Genomic DNA, 15,080 nt, shown 5'->3' on the forward strand with positions numbered 1-15,080 from the left:
CTCTTCGTGAATAGGGTGTTCTTCGTTTTTCCATACTAAGGAAAAGCGAAGTTTTGCATTGAAGGGAGCCTGCTCCATGAAAAAAAATTCCAACCAGCAGGGTAAGCTGCGCCGCAGGCCTGCTTTTCCATTTATAACCGAGAGGTTCCTTCCCCAATTTCTAAAAATGAAGAAATGGTTGAGATGGGCAGCTGCCGCATTCACCCTTTTCATACTCATCTTGGCCGGTACACTTATCTTTTTACGTACGCAATCGCTGCCAGTCACCGCTATTAGCCAAACATCTCAAATGCTTGATTTGCATGGCAATGTCATCGATACGTTTCATGCTGGAGAGAACCGCCGTTCTGTACAGTTATCCGACATTTCGCATTATGTAATTGAAGCAACCTTAGCTATTGAGGATCGCCGCTTCTATGATCATCGCGGCTTCGATATGAAGGGAATGGCGCGAGCCGTTATGGTTAACGTCCAAAGCTTCTCGGCACGCCAAGGCGCAAGCACGCTTACTCAGCAGCTCGCACGTAATCTATATTTGACGCATGAGCGAACCTGGCAGCGCAAGCTGAAGGAAGCGATGTACACGGTTCAGCTTGAAATGAATTACTCCAAAGACGAAATTCTGGGCATGTATTTGAATCAAATTTATTATGGCCACGGCTCCTATGGTATTGAAGCAGCGGCGATGATGTACTTCAATAAACACGCTTCCGAGCTCACGCTTGCAGAAAGCGCGATGCTTGCCGGCATTCCGAAGGGTCCTAAGTATTATTCGCCATACCTTAACATGAAGAATGCAAAGGACCGCCAGCTTACTATTTTGCAGGCGATGCTTGAAGGCGGCTCCATTACATCCGAGCAGGCTGATGCCGCTTATAAGGAAATGCTGAGCTTCCAGACACTTGGCTCTGGCGACCAGGAAGGGTTTGCGCCTTATTTTCGCGATTACATCAGATATATTGCTGTCGACAAGCTGGGTATTAATGAACATTTGCTGAATGAGGGCGGAATTACCATCTATACAACGCTTGATCCGTCCGCGCAAGCAACGGCTGAAGAGGTCATTGCAAAGGGCTTTCCAGAAAACTCTGAGCAGCAAGCGGCGCTCATTGCTATAGACCCGCGCACCGGATATATCAAAGCGATGGTTGGCGGAAGAAATTATAAGAACAACCAATATAATCGAGTGTTTGCAAAGACGCGCCAACCCGGCTCCTCCTTTAAGCCTTTCTTATATTTAACCGCCTTGCAAAGCGGTTTTATGTCGCCTGTTACCCGTTATAAGAGTGAACCAACTGTATTCACTTATGATGAGGGACGGAAGACGTATGAACCACGCAACTATGGTGACAAGTATTTGAATGAGCTGATTGATATGAGACAGGCGCTGGCCAGCTCGGATAATATTTATGCGGTTAACACCATCATGACCGTCGGCGCTGATAAAGTTATTGAAACGGCAAAGAAGCTGGGAATTGAAAGTCCGATGAAGCCGGTCCCTTCACTTGCGCTTGGCACCTTTCCAGTCAGCCCATTCGAAATGGCTTCTGCATTTGGCACTTTCGCAAACGGCGGCATTCACATGGAGCCGATTGCGATTCTCCGCATTGAGGATCGCAAGGGACAGGTATTATATGAAGCGAAACAAAAATCAGTGCAAGCCATCACCCCAGCCGAAGCCTATGTTATGACCAGTTTAATGGAGAGTGTATTTGAAGAAGGCGGAACAGGTTTCCGCGTATCTTCTATTATTAAGCGGCCGATAGCAGGCAAGACGGGTACGACCCCCACAGATGCATGGCTTGTTGGGTATACGCCTGAACTAGCGACAGCAGTGTGGGTAGGTTACGATAAGGATCGCAAATTAACCGTTGCCGAGGCTTACCGAGCTGCTCCCATTTTCGCGAAATTTACGGAGCAAGCGCTGACTGCCATACCGCCGAAGATTTTCCCGATTCCGGAAGGCATCGTGAACGTGTATATCGATCCGACAAGCGGCAAGCTTGCAGAAAGCAGCTGTCCGCACAGACGATTAGAAACCTTCATCAGCGGAACGGAGCCGACTGATGTATGCGGCGAGCCTGCAGGTGCAGGAAATAACGACAGTGACGCCTCTCAAAATGGGTCTGGTACAGCAGGACGACGCTCTTGGTGGAATGACTTGAAACGCTGGTGGACAGACTAAACAAACAGCAGCCTTCCTTTAACGAGGAGGGCTTTTGTTCCTTCCAATATTGAACCAACCGTGATCTTTGCGCATTTTTGTCCAACTTATGATCAAAAAGTGAATTTTCTTTGAACAAAACCACAAAGTTGTGGTATAGTATGGATAAGAAAACACTTACAATTGATCGGGAGTGTTAAATATGACAACAAAAACCGCAACAATCAGCAACATTCAGCCTTCTAAATCAGATGTCAAGCGCCTCGTAAAGGCAATGACTGCCATCTCTTGGATCGTTTTATCTATTGGCGTTTTATTAAGCCTCATTAACTTAAGCCATTTCAGCGATAAAAATGTTGGACTTATGGTCGGCATCGGATTCCTAATCGGCAGCGTTCATATTTATGTTATTGGCACAGCGATCGGACTTGTTCATGCACGCCTTAACCAAGACCAGTCGTCAAAGGATTTTAATGAGCCTCAATAATTAAAATTAACTTCATCACTCTTAACCAATAGACAGTCACATTCGGTCAATGACCAGATGCGACTGTCTATTTGCTTTTACTGGGACAAAACAATTTTATTTGGGTAAAGTTACTATATGTAAGAATAATTCGCTGTCTGAACGCTCCTAAATCTAACAGTTGTCTAAGCCGTGAACTTTCTATTACAGAATAAAGACGAATTATTGACGTAATTGTTAACCCCGCAGTTATTACCTTGTGGATCTGCTATTGTAGTCGTAAGCAGTAATTTTGAGGAGTTGAACTGATGATGAGACCGTTTCTTCGTATGCTGACACCCGCACTGATTATGCTAATGGCCGTTATGCTTTCCGGCTGCGGCGAGCAATTCATCGTGCTCGATCCGAAAGGGCCAATCGGCGAGTCTCAGAAAGATTTGATTTATTTTTCAACCATTCTGTGTGCGGTTATTATCGTGCCCGTACTTATCCTGACAGCTGTTATCGTCTGGCGGTACCGTGATAAGCCCGGCAGTAAAGCTTCCTATAAGCCTAACTGGGAGCACAGCACGAAGCTAGAGATTACCTGGTGGAGCATTCCGATTGTAGCGATCCTTGTTCTTGCTATAGTCACCGTCAAATACACGTATGCGCTCGAGCCTTCCAAACCGATTGAGTCGGCTAAGGCGCCAATTACGATTCAGGTTACTTCACTTGATTGGAAATGGTTGTTTAAATATCCAGAAGAGGATATTGCGACCGTCAACTATTTGAAGATTCCTGAAGATACGCCGATTAGATTCCAGCTAACATCGGATACGGCGATGAACTCCTTCTGGGTGCCACAACTCGGCGGACAAATTTATTCCATGTCAGGGATGGCGATGACCTTATTCCTACAGGCTGATGAGCAAGGCAGCTATTATGGCTCCGGTGCTAACTTCACAGGAAAAGATTTTGCCAAAATGACATTCAAGGTCGATGCTACGTCCGAAGAGGACTATAAAGCTTGGGTAGGCGAGGTTAAAGCATCGTCGCCTGAACTGACAATGGAAGGGTTCGAGAAGCTTACTGAACCAGGTCCTTCTAATGTGCAGTTGTTCTCCAGCTTCCCTGAAGGATTGTTCAATAAAATTGTAACGCAATATGTAAAAGGCGACGGCAGCGCTCACCAGCATCATGGTGGAGGCGCAACAGAGCCCGCCGCAGAAACGGATAAAGAATCCATTACAGCGGATACGTCTGCGACGCAAAAAGAAACGAAAAGCAAACCAGATTTAAATGCTCATATTCATGCGGGTCATTAACCCGCTTTCAAGCAAATGCTTAAGAGGCGAGTTTGTGCCACAAACTTTTAGGAGGACCCCTCATGTTAGACAAAATTAAAGATTTCGCGTCCGAATTTTTCGTCACAGGCGATCCGCTTATTTTAGGGGCTCAAGTATCCATCGGCCTGTCGGTTGTGGCGATTATATTCACGCTTACCTTTTTCAAAAAATGGCGCTGGCTTTGGACGGAATGGCTGACCAGCGTCGATCATAAGAAGATCGGTATTATGTATATCATCGCATCTATTCTTATGCTATTCCGCGGCGGCGTTGATGCGCTGCTCATGCGTGTTCAGCTCGCAGCTCCTGAAGTGGAGTTTTTGCAGCCGGATCACTATAACCAAATCTTTACGACACACGGCGTAATCATGATCTTGTTCATGGCGATGCCGCTTATGTTCGGATTATTCAATATCGTCGTCCCACTGCAAATTGGTGCCCGCGACGTTGCATTCCCGTTCTTGAACTCCCTTAGCTTCTGGATGTTCTTCTTCGGTGCCATGCTGTTTAACGTATCCTTCATTATCGGCGGTTCACCTGATGCAGGATGGCTCGCTTATCCGCCGCTCTCTGAGCTGTCAGGAAGTCCGGGACTCGGACAGGACTTCTATATATGGGGTATTCAAATCTCAGGTATCGGTTCATTGGCTACAGGTATTAACTTTATCGTTACGATTCTAAAAATGCGCGCACCAGGCATGAAGCTCATGCAAATGCCGATGTTCGTATGGTCTGTTTTGTCGTCATGTGTAACTATTATCTTCGCATTCCCAATTTTGACTGTTACCTTGTTCCTATTGTTCATCGACCGTTATCTGGGCGCTCACTTCTTTACGCTCGACGGCGGGGGCAACCCGATGATGTATATCAACCTCATCTGGATGTGGGGACATCCTGAAGTATATATTGTTATCTTGCCGGCTTTTGGTATTTTCTCTGAAATTGTTTCGGCTTTCTCGAAGAAAAAATTGTTCGGTTATAAGTCAATGGTATTCGCGCTTATGTCGATCAGCTTCTTCTCCTTCTTTACATGGGCGCATCACTTCTTCACAATGGGTTCAGGCGCCAACGTCAATGCTTTCTTCGCTTTGACAACGATGATTATCGCAATACCGACCGGGGTTAAAATATTCAACTGGCTGTTTACGATGTATCGAGGCCGAATTAGGTTTACGACTCCGATGATGTGGACGGTAGCATTTATTCCCTGCTTCGTTGTCGGTGGGATGACCGGGGTGCTCTTGTCTGTCGCACCTGCTGACTTCCAGTTCCACAACAGTTACTTCCTGATCGCGCATTTCCATCAGGTGCTTATCGGCGGCGTTGTGTTCGGTTACTTCGCAGGCCTTTACTACTGGTGGCCAAAAATGTTCGGCTTCCGTTTGCATGAAGGTCTTGGCAAATGGGCATTCTGGTTCTGGAACATCGGCTTCTATGTTTGTTTCATGCCGCAATACGCACTTGGCTTAATGGGTATGACGCGTCGTTTCAACGAATATGACTTCGATATGGGCTGGCAGCCTTTGAACGTCGTCTCTACTGTTGGAGCATTCTTGATGGGTATCGCATTTATTTTCCAAGTATGGCAAATCGCTCACAGCATCAAGTTTTTCAAGAAAGAAAAGGATGGCGATGCATGGGATGGCCGTACGCTCGAATGGTCGATTCCATCACCTGCACCGCTATATAACTTTGCTCGCTTGCCACAGGTTACTAGCCAAGACGAGTGGTGGGAAGAAAAGCAGCGCATTGCGAATGGTCAGCCTGCTAAACCACTTGCGCCGCTTGAACCGATTCATATGCCGAAAAATTCAGGTATTCCATTCATTATGTCGATCTGCTGGTTTATTGCAGGCTTCGGCTTCGTATGGGATTGGCTATGGATGGCCATACCAGGTCTAGTCGGCGTAGCCGTATGTATGCTTGTTCGTTCGTTCTCTTACGATACCGATTATTACATTCCGGTGGATGAGATTGAACGTACGGAAGCAGCGTTAAGGGGGACAAAATAATGGCACATGCAGTTTCCACTCCAGCAGGAGCGCATGGCGGACACGGCGCTGGACACGGCGGCGGTCACCATGACGATCATCACGATCAAGAATCGATGAAAATGTTCGGCTTCTGGCTGTTTCTTATAACCGACGTTATTTTGTTCGGTACGTTATTTGCAACCTATGTCGTCCTCCGTCTCAACACTGACGGCGGACCGACAGGTGCCGAATTGCTTGAGATGAACGGTATTATCATTTCGACCTTCATTCTACTGACAAGCAGCTTTACAAGCGGTATAGCCGTTCTTGAAATGAACAAAGGCAACAAGCGCGGCCTTATTCTTTGGCTCGCTATTACAGCAGTGCTCGGCGCTTCATTTATCTATCTAGAAGTAAATGAGTTCATGCATTTGGTGCACGAAGGCGCTAATATCGGAACAAGTGCCTACTGGTCAGCCTTCTTCGTTCTCGTCGGCACACACGGACTTCACGTATCGCTTGGCTTAGTCTGGATGATTGCACTAATTCTTCAGATTAGACGCCGCGGCATTACACCCGTTACGAAGCGCAAAGTAGGCATCATCAGCTTGTACTGGCATTTCCTGGACGTCGTATGGATTTTCGTATTCTCAATCGTTTATTTGATGGGGGTGATGTAGGATGGAAAACCATAACACACATTCGCAGGACGCACACGGGTCCCACGGCGGATCGATGAAGTCATATGTGATCGGCTTCCTATTCTCCATCATTCTGACAATCATTCCGCTTGTCGTAGTAATGAATGACCTGCTTAGCAAAAAAGCTGCAACGCTGCTCATCCTTGTGACGGCAGTTCTGCAATTTGCTGTTCAGCTTATCTTCTTTATGCACATACGGGATGAGGAGAAACCTCGCTTCAACCTGATGGCGCTTATTTTCGGCCTCGTTATTTTGCTGACGATCGTCGCAGGTTCTGTATGGATTATGACTTACAATGCCGTTGCCGTCGCTTCATAATCGGCAATATGAATAAATATAAAGCTGTGCTAAAGTCTCTCTGACTTTGGCGCAGCTTTTTTTCGTTTGTTATTTAATGTTTATAGTCAAACTCTCCCTATCTAGGGCTGCTTCATCCGTGCCATAATCATCTTATATGAATACCGAAACGAAAGATGAGGTGGGACGCCATGTCCATTACACTACGCCCCTTGCAGCTGCCAGAGGACTACGAGCAGCTTGCACAATTGCTTAATCAAGTGTGGTCAGAACCGACGACTGCTGAGAACCTGCATGATGCAGATAAGAAGCTTTATGAGATTGGACATACATGGATGGATGAGAACGGACTGCTTGCCGGATACGATCGCGAGCGGCAGGTTGCAGTAAATGAGCAAGGCGATATTGTCGGCTACGCCTGGACGTGGCGGGCGCCTTGGACAGAGCCTGGCTACTTATGCAATACGCTTGTCGTATCAGAGTCTTATCGCAAGCAGGGAATCGGCCAATTGCTGTTAGCTCACATTGGAAAATGGGCTTTGAAAATCGGCGCTTCTACGCTCATTACTGAAGTATGGGACGATAATGAGGATGCGATTCAGTTTGCAAAGCGACATGCTTTTGTAATTGAACGCCATGCCTTCCAGTCCGTCCTTACACTTGGTGAACATGATGGAGCGCAACAACCGCAATTTCCAAGCATGCCAGACCTTGGGGCGCTACGCTTCCTAACGCTTGCCGATGAACCCGGTGAAGAAAGCGAACAGAAGCTGTATGAGATCTATAAAGAAACACTGGTAGACATTCCCGGTTATCTTGGTGAAGTCCCTGATTTCGTCGAATGGCGCAAATGGTATTTGAAAGTAGACGGCTATGCGCCTGAGCAAGTGATTATCGCTGCTGACGGCGACCGCTTCGTAGGGGTTACTAATGTCCTGCTTAATCCACAAACAAACGGGATGTATCATGAATATACCGGCGTAAGCAGAGCTTATCGCGGTAGGAAAATTGCTTTTGCTTTAAAGCTCAAAGCGATTGAGCTTGCTCAGCAGCATCTAGCCGCATACATCCGTACAGATAATGACTCAACAAATGCACCTATTCTCAGCATTAATCGCAAGTTAGGTTATATACCTCTTCGCGGCTCTTATCGTGTCCTAGCTCCTCTTCAAGAGGTGTTGAGTAAGTTGCCCATCGAAGTACAGCAATGAACGACATCTCCTCAAATCCCCTCTCTTAAAAAAAGCAGCTTGAAGCGAGAACATCCCGCTTCAAGCTGCTTTTCCAATTTCGCTACTAACGCCCCCGTTCCACGACCTCTACATCCTTCGGTACAATTAATGTCAGCTCCGGGCTGACAGTATCTGAGATGAGGCCGCCGTCCCGGTGATCGACGGAACCAACCATGACATACATCGTTGAGCCAACAACATCGGTTTTCAGCATTTTATTGTCCAATCGCTCATACTTCTCGGATGACCAATAACGAATTTGGCCAAACAGCTTAAGCTCACGTGTTTCCATTTGCTCAAGCGTCACGCCATCCAAGGTGTGCACAACAATCTTCTTAATATCAGCAGGCACCCCTATTTTCTTCGTTTCCACGAATGCCGATCGCTGCGTCATCTGCAGCCCTCGCTGCAGCTCATCGAACAAGCCCGTTGACATGAGCAGTGCAAGCCCGAGACTGGCTGTTCCAACCATTCCTACAAAAAAGACACTCATCCAGTCATAACGAACGATAGTACGCGCACTGCTAGAAAACTTCAAGTAAAGCAGCAGCTCCGCTCCAAGCATAATGAAAACGACGGGCGCGACCCACACGAGCACCTCGTAAGCCTCCATGTCCTGCCATAGAGAGACAGCTAACGCTGTCCCCACGAGAATCAGTGTCACGCCCATGGATAATGAGCCGACGCGCCAAGTGCGAACGCCTGATGGTTGATTGACAGACGGTTCAGCCATATTTACCGTGTTGGTGTTCAATGCGAATCCTCCTCGTACTTTCTTGGCATCGGCTTATGAAGCTCTGGCGGTTTACCTTTGCTCATTACCGGAGATGCCTTGCTTCCGAAAGCTAGACGCATGCCTACAATAATCATAATAAATGCGACAACCGCCGTTGGTATCATATATTTAATTTGCATGTATTGGGAATAAAGCTCCCTTGAGAAATGAGAAGTAACCTCTACAGCTACACGATCGAGCAGGTAATAAACGCCGAATCCCAGCAGCCCAAAACCAAACCAACGCTGATAAGGGACAAGCTGGGTCAATACCGGTTCATCGGTAAGCTCCTGACGCTCATAACGAGACGTCTGCTGCAGCGCATCGAAGAAAGCAAAGCACCAGAACAGCGGAAGCAGGAAAAAAAACAGCGACAAGCGCAAATTGTCCATAATATAGACGGCGAGAAGAAAACCACCCATTAGCTGCAGGCCGCGTTTTTGCAAACCTAGATACAGATGTCCTGCACCTGGAAAAATAGCTAATGCGATAGCCAGCACTTTGCTTTTACGCCCAGAGGCGATATACGATTCCATGTCCTCAAATATAGCACGGTCCGCCACATGCTCCCCGCGCTGCTTGGCATGCAGCTGGCTGATTGCATCAAACATGCTGTATATCCAAATAACAGGAAGCGCCAAAAGAAACACGAGCAGCTCTGCCCTGTGCGTTATCGTGCCTAAGAAGACGATAATCGCAAACCAGCCAATGAAGGAAATGAGGAAGGTAATGCCCCGCTGCATAAGCCCCATATTCATATGCCCTAGACCCGGAATCAGAGAGAACATGATCGTCCGCGACTTCTCGCGCTGGCGCTCCTGCTCCAAAGGAACAAAGCCTGGCGAGAAATGATCAGCAGGATGCTCGAATGGATGCTGGTTTGCCCCGCCTGACGGCAATCCCTTGCCTAGCAGCAGGAAGATGACCATATCAATCATATTGATGATTCCAGCCATCGCCGCTATAAAAAACAAAAAGATATAAACTGTATCCTCCATATACCCGCCCATTAATCCAAATAGAATACACAATCCTATCGAACCAAAGAAAGCTCCCCCGTACAAAACCGCACGTACTGGGCGACCTGCATAGGCATGTCCTACGCCAGGTAAAAAAGAAAGAAAGAACGCCGCTAACGGGCTTTTATTCATCATTTATTCATTCCCTTCTGTCTTCTTTTTTTCATTTATCTAAATCGAGAAGCTTTTAAGCCATCGAGCCACGATCCGGTTTGATCAACCATTCTGTCTGACCAAGATTCGGAATGTCCACCTGCCGCCGCTGGCGGATTCGGCCTTATATCCTGCTGTTTATTCTCATTCATATCAAGCTGAGCCAGCTTCTGTGAGAAGGAGGCAAAAGTCCCGCTGGCAAGCAGCAGCAGCGTAATCGAAGCAGCTATGGTGTAATGCGTTACCGGATGCTGAAGCCATGTCCGCAGACGGCGAGGCTTCTCTTGTATAGTACTCGTCACAACATGTGGCCCGACTTCTCTATGATCATCTTCCTGCTCCATCATCAATTGCTCCACGACACGCTTTTCTATTTGCTCCATGTTAGGCATCGGCGTCGTTAAATCAGAATCTGCCCGCTGCATCTCGCCCTCAGCTGTTTCAATCGCAATGACGAACAGCTGCAAACAGAAATCGCAAGCAGCCAAATGCTGCTCAACCGGTATACGCTCAGCCTCAACCAGTCTGTCGTTTACGTAACGGGACATTTGATCAGAAGAGATATGCTCAATCATCATTCGAAGTCCTCCTTCCGAAAATGGCGCTTCATCCAGCCTCTTGCACGGTACAGCCTGGACTCTACGCTTTTGCGTTCTAGTCCAGTTTCGGCTGCGATTTGTTCATATGACTTGTCTTCCATATAATAAGCAGTTATGACTTCACGATAGTTTTCCGGCATTTCATCAACTCGCTCTCGTATCTGCTGCCTATCCGCCTGTTCGATGGCTAATGTTTCTGCAGCAGGAGCAGACACAAGTTCTTCATGTACTTTTTCAGACATCGCTTCGCTATCCATTAGCTCCTCTGGTTTTCGTGCACGGCTGCGTTTGAAATCGATCGCTCGATTGACGGCAATACGGGTAATCCATGTTTTGAGCCCATCCAATCGACAATCCGGAAGGGAGCGATAAATTTGCAGCAGCACTTCCTGTGTAATATCCTCCGCATCATGCGGTGAACGAAGCACTGCGAAGACTGTTCTATATATATAAGGACCATATGCCTGTACAAAAGGACCAAAATGCTCGGGCCCGCCCTTCTGTACCTCTCTGATCCAATCCTCGTCTTGAATGTCGCTCCCCTCCTTCCCAATCTAATAGACGCCAGCTTGTCCCGCATACCCTGCACTTGCTGCCAAAAAAATTTTTTAAATGCTTTAACAGCCTCTATCAACGCGGAAAACCTCACCATTCGATAGGACTAGCCTACGAACGATGAGGTTCTCATCCATAATTCACGATAACGGTAATCTGCTGCTAATAACGCTAACTGCTATACGTCCAAAGCTTGCTTAAGCTCGTCTGGGGAGCGATCCCACCACTCAAGATTATGCTCCACAAGCAGCTTGCGAAGCGCCGATTTATCGACATCGCCAAGCTCGGACAAGTTATAGCGGCGTTTGAGTGATTGATCCAGCTTGTTCACGTGATCCGGGAGAAGCTTCCACCCGCGACGCGCCTCGGAATCAATCAGCATCTCGCATGCCGTAGCGCCCGCGTAATAGGAGCCTTCTTCATTGCGGTCAACCGCTACCCATACGATCCAGCATTGACGACCGTTCGGAGTATCCTCTTTGTTAGGCGTAAACTTAATGCCACGCTCTACTTTACTCTTTGCATGCATAGCGCCAACATCAATATAAGCAACGCCATCATCAATAATAACACAGGATACCGCGCTCAAATCGATCGTTCCTGCCCCAAAACCTTTATGTTGTTTGCTGCTCACTACGTTGAGCGACAGTGATTTCTTTTCTTTCTTTACCGGCTCCGCCGGTTGTCCTTGTTCTTCCGTCATGCGTATTCACACCTTCCCCGATACAATAATTCCATTTTAGCTAATAATCATCGAAAAGCAAACATATACATGCTGTAGATGCTTGTCAACGGGAGGGAAACGTTCAATGACTCCACGCTATTTCAAACGAATTTTACTCGTAATACTCGCAGTCGCGCTGCTCGGCATATCGATGCAGCATGACTTCGGGACTGCTTGGCAATCCCAATATACTTATGCTTTCGCCCCCGCCGCTAACGCCAAGCAAGCACTAGCGCCTGCTCAAAAGTCGGTCAAGCCGCCTGCCGTGCAGGAGCCGAATACGGTCATCACACCTAAACCGCAAGAGCTGAGCAAACGTGTCGTTGAGTACCATATCAACGTGCATTTAACGAATGATGCAAAGCAGCTGAACGGTGAGCAAACCGTAACTTGGACTAACCCTGGCAAAAAAACAGTGTCCGAGCTCTATTTCCATCTGTACCCGAACGCCTTTCAATCGGGCAAAACCACGTTTATGAAAGAATCCGGCGGCAAGCTGCGCCAGGACAAAGCAACAACCAATAGCCAAGGCTATATGAACCTGCTTACGCTAGAAACGCTGAACGGTGAGAGCCTTCTGCCACGTCTTCAATATGTACAACCTGACGATGGCAATGCCAATGATTTTACTTTGGCCAAAATCCGCTTGCCGGAGCCTATCGCTCCCGGCACCTCCGTAACGCTGCGAATGAGCTACGAGGTGAAGCTCCCAGAGGTATTCGCAAGAATGGGCTATTCCGGCAACTTCGTGATGGCTGGGCAGTGGTTTCCAAAGCTCGCTGTATATGAGACAGCCGGCATGCGCGGACGTACAGCTGAGGGCTGGAATGTCCATCAGTATCATGGCAATTCTGAGTTCTACAGCGACTTCGGCATATACAGCGTTCGGATTAATGTGCCTGAGAACTACACCGTCGCTGCAACGGGCTTCCAAACAAAGCCTATCGAGATCAAGGAAGCAACAAAGATTTACCAGTTTTATGCTGATGATATTCATGATTTTGCTTGGTCGGCCTCACCGGACTTCGTTTATGAAGAGACTGCTTATTCAGATACCGGCATTCCCGGTGTACGCATTAAGCTGTATCTTGATCCTGCGCATGCTGACCTTAAGGATCGCTACATGCATGCAGCCAAGTCCGCACTCTCAAGCTACGCCAAGTGGTATGGTGAATATCCTTACAGTACGCTGTCGATCGTCGTTCCGCCCAAAGGAGCGAACGGAGCTGGCGGCATGGAGTATCCAACACTCATTACCGCTTTCGCTGCAGAAAATGATAACCCAGGCTACGATCTTGAACGTACGGTCGTTCATGAGATTGGCCATCAATATTGGTACGGAATGGTCGCCTCTAATGAATTCGAGGAGGCATGGCTGGACGAGGGGTTTACGTCCTATGCCGAGGATAAAGTAATGGAGACGGCATACGGCTTGGAGCCGAATTTGCGCATGGAAGCGAGCTATATGACCAACCCTGCACCGCTCAAGCAGCAATCTTGGTCATACGCCAGCCACTCGCAATATGCCGAGAATGTATATCTGAGGGCAAAGCTGGTGCTCATTGGTATCGAGAATCAGGTCGGCTCCAGAACGATGCAAAAAATATTGCGAACCTATTTCCAAAAGTATAAGTTCAAGCATCCATCGACAGCAGACTTCCAGCGTGTTGTCGAACAGGTAACAAAAACGAAATGGAATGATTATTTCAGCCAATATGTCTACGGCAACAAAATGGCCGACTTTTCGATCGAATCGATTCATGTACGCCCAGTCACCCAAGATGGTGCTGAGATGTATGAATCTGTTGTACTCGTTAAGAAAAACGGCGGCAGCAATGGCGAGATTAAAGTGTTGATGAAGTTTACTGACGGCACCAAAATAACAAAGCTTTGGGATACTCAGGAATCCCATATGCAATATAAACAGCTGCATTCCGCTCCGCTTGAATGGGCAGTCGTTGACCCAAACAACAGCAATGTGCTTGATAATAAGCTCATTAACAACTACATGCAGGCTCAGCTGCCAGAGGATAAACGCACAAGATGGAGCCTCGGCGTTGTCCAACTAATTGAAGGACTGCTCGGGTCGCTGAGCTGGTAAGTAATTGCGTTCAAGGAGCGATAAACGATGAAAATACATTTGAAGCAAGGCTGGCGGTTAGCGGTAAAACATTTTTACATTGTTGTTTTATTATTTCTTTATCAGCTGATCTGGGGGTTCTTCCTTTACCGCTTCATTGATTCGGTCGTAGCTCCGCTGCTGCGTCGATATCCAAGCTCCGCTCCTTCAGAAGCAGCCGTTCAGCTATTCATGACCGAAGCACAATTCCAGCTGTTCAAGACCGATCTCATTAATCCTTACGTCTGGACGCTGGGCGGTCTCCTTGTTGCCCGAATGCTGATCACTCCCTTATTCAATGCCGGTCTATTCTATTCGTTAAATCAGTCCAGATCGAATGGAGGGACACGATTTCTAGAAGGTATTCGCAAAGCTTGGAAGCCTGTAGTTCTGCTTTACTGGATCGAGGTTATTTTATCTGTGGCTCCTGCTTGGTATGTGCTGCCGCGCTCACTGGATGCGCTTCTAGAGAGCGGCTCTATTCCAGAGCTGCTGCAAACGGTGCTGCCTAGCGCCCTTCTATGGCTCCTATGGGGCACAGTACTGCATCTGCTGTTTCTAGCCATGCAATTCAGCGCTGCATCAGGAGGAAGCATATTCCGTTCCTTATGGCACGCTCTCCGAAATTTCCTCACCTATGCAGCTGTGTCGCTCATCATGTGGGGGATTGGAGCGGCTGCTGGGCTTGTGGTGACAAGTCTCTCCATGCTGTGGGCCGGGCTGATTGCACTCATCCTGCATCAAGGCTATTATCTCATTCAAACACTGATGAAGGTTTGGACGATTGCCGCGCAATATGACTTTTTGGAAACGAAAAGAATGTAGCAAACCAAAAAAGCCTTCAGCGTCCTCTAGATGCTGAAGCAAAAATAAACCTTCATTCCACGCTTTGCTGTGGTGTGGAGGTTTTTTTTACAACTAACCGCAACTAAATGATGGCAGTTCTGTATAAATAACTGAAAGAAAATCAAAAA

Annotated in this window: 14 protein-coding genes; 9 read left to right on the forward strand and 5 right to left on the reverse strand. The window is 47.5% G+C overall.

Going from position 1 to position 15,080, the window contains the following annotated elements; all coding sequences use genetic code 11:
• Window positions 1–76: 76 nt before the first annotated feature.
• From AB4Z50_RS28840 to AB4Z50_RS28870, 7 genes are all read left to right on the forward strand, one after another.
• Entirely contained in the window at window positions 77–2,185 is a 2,109-nt protein-coding gene (locus AB4Z50_RS28840) for a transglycosylase domain-containing protein (protein WP_441884790.1), read from the forward strand.
• A gap of 181 nt (window positions 2,186–2,366) precedes the next feature.
• On the forward strand, window positions 2,367–2,651 hold the full coding sequence (locus tag AB4Z50_RS28845; RefSeq protein WP_339205979.1) for a hypothetical protein: 285 nt from the start codon (window positions 2,367–2,369) through the stop codon (window positions 2,649–2,651).
• A 287-nt stretch (window positions 2,652–2,938) separates the two neighbouring features.
• Window positions 2,939–3,937, forward strand: coding sequence for a ubiquinol oxidase subunit II (gene cyoA, locus AB4Z50_RS28850; RefSeq protein WP_441884792.1), 999 nt, complete (start codon window positions 2,939–2,941; stop codon window positions 3,935–3,937).
• A gap of 62 nt (window positions 3,938–3,999) precedes the next feature.
• Complete coding sequence (locus tag AB4Z50_RS28855) at window positions 4,000–5,970, forward strand: cbb3-type cytochrome c oxidase subunit I (RefSeq protein ID WP_076271580.1); 1,971 nt, start codon at window positions 4,000–4,002, stop codon at window positions 5,968–5,970.
• On the forward strand, window positions 5,970–6,611 hold the full coding sequence (gene cyoC, locus AB4Z50_RS28860) for a cytochrome o ubiquinol oxidase subunit III (RefSeq protein WP_076271579.1): 642 nt from the start codon (window positions 5,970–5,972) through the stop codon (window positions 6,609–6,611). The genes AB4Z50_RS28855 and cyoC overlap by 1 nt, the downstream gene beginning before the upstream one ends.
• 1 nt (window position 6,612) lies before the next feature.
• Complete coding sequence (gene cyoD, locus AB4Z50_RS28865) at window positions 6,613–6,951, forward strand: cytochrome o ubiquinol oxidase subunit IV (protein WP_076271578.1); 339 nt, start codon at window positions 6,613–6,615, stop codon at window positions 6,949–6,951.
• Between the two features lie 170 nt (window positions 6,952–7,121).
• Window positions 7,122–8,141 carry a GNAT family N-acetyltransferase gene (locus tag AB4Z50_RS28870; protein ID WP_441884795.1) on the forward strand — a complete coding sequence of 340 codons (1,020 nt, stop codon included), beginning with the start codon at window positions 7,122–7,124 and terminating at the stop codon, window positions 8,139–8,141.
• 85 nt (window positions 8,142–8,226) lie between these two features.
• Here AB4Z50_RS28870 and AB4Z50_RS28875 read toward each other — a convergent pair whose 3' ends face one another.
• The 5 genes from AB4Z50_RS28875 to AB4Z50_RS28895 form a co-directional block, all read right to left on the reverse strand.
• Window positions 8,227–8,916 (reverse strand): hypothetical protein, encoded by a 690-nt coding sequence (locus AB4Z50_RS28875; RefSeq protein WP_441884797.1) that lies wholly within the window; start codon window positions 8,914–8,916, stop codon window positions 8,227–8,229.
• Window positions 8,913–10,091, reverse strand: a complete 1,179-nt coding sequence (locus AB4Z50_RS28880; RefSeq protein ID WP_441884799.1) for a hypothetical protein — start codon at window positions 10,089–10,091, stop codon at window positions 8,913–8,915. The genes AB4Z50_RS28875 and AB4Z50_RS28880 overlap by 4 nt, the downstream gene beginning before the upstream one ends.
• A 32-nt stretch (window positions 10,092–10,123) precedes the next feature.
• Complete coding sequence (locus AB4Z50_RS28885; RefSeq protein ID WP_441884801.1) at window positions 10,124–10,687, reverse strand: hypothetical protein; 564 nt, start codon at window positions 10,685–10,687, stop codon at window positions 10,124–10,126.
• The gene (locus AB4Z50_RS28890) at window positions 10,684–11,136 is read right to left on the reverse strand and encodes a sigma-70 family RNA polymerase sigma factor (protein WP_339205969.1); all 453 of its coding nucleotides are present in this window, start codon (window positions 11,134–11,136) and stop codon (window positions 10,684–10,686) included. Before AB4Z50_RS28890 ends, AB4Z50_RS28885 begins: the two co-directional genes overlap by 4 nt.
• A gap of 305 nt (window positions 11,137–11,441) precedes the next feature.
• Window positions 11,442–11,966: a YwhD family protein gene (locus AB4Z50_RS28895; RefSeq protein WP_441884804.1), complete on the reverse strand. Its 525-nt coding sequence runs from the start codon at window positions 11,964–11,966 to the stop codon at window positions 11,442–11,444.
• 106 nt (window positions 11,967–12,072) lie between these two features.
• Here AB4Z50_RS28895 and AB4Z50_RS28900 point away from each other — a divergent pair, with 106 nt between their 5' ends.
• Together AB4Z50_RS28900 and AB4Z50_RS28905 are read left to right on the forward strand one after the other, a co-directional pair.
• Window positions 12,073–14,088, forward strand: coding sequence for a M1 family metallopeptidase (locus AB4Z50_RS28900; protein ID WP_441884806.1), 2,016 nt, complete (start codon window positions 12,073–12,075; stop codon window positions 14,086–14,088).
• Window positions 14,089–14,115: 27 nt separating this feature from the next.
• Window positions 14,116–14,931: a hypothetical protein gene (locus AB4Z50_RS28905; RefSeq protein ID WP_441884808.1), complete on the forward strand. Its 816-nt coding sequence runs from the start codon at window positions 14,116–14,118 to the stop codon at window positions 14,929–14,931.
• Window positions 14,932–15,080 lie beyond the last annotated feature (149 nt).

This window comes from Paenibacillus sp. 2TAB26 (assembly GCF_052115145.1).
Lineage (GTDB): Bacteria > Bacillota > Bacilli > Paenibacillales > Paenibacillaceae > Pristimantibacillus.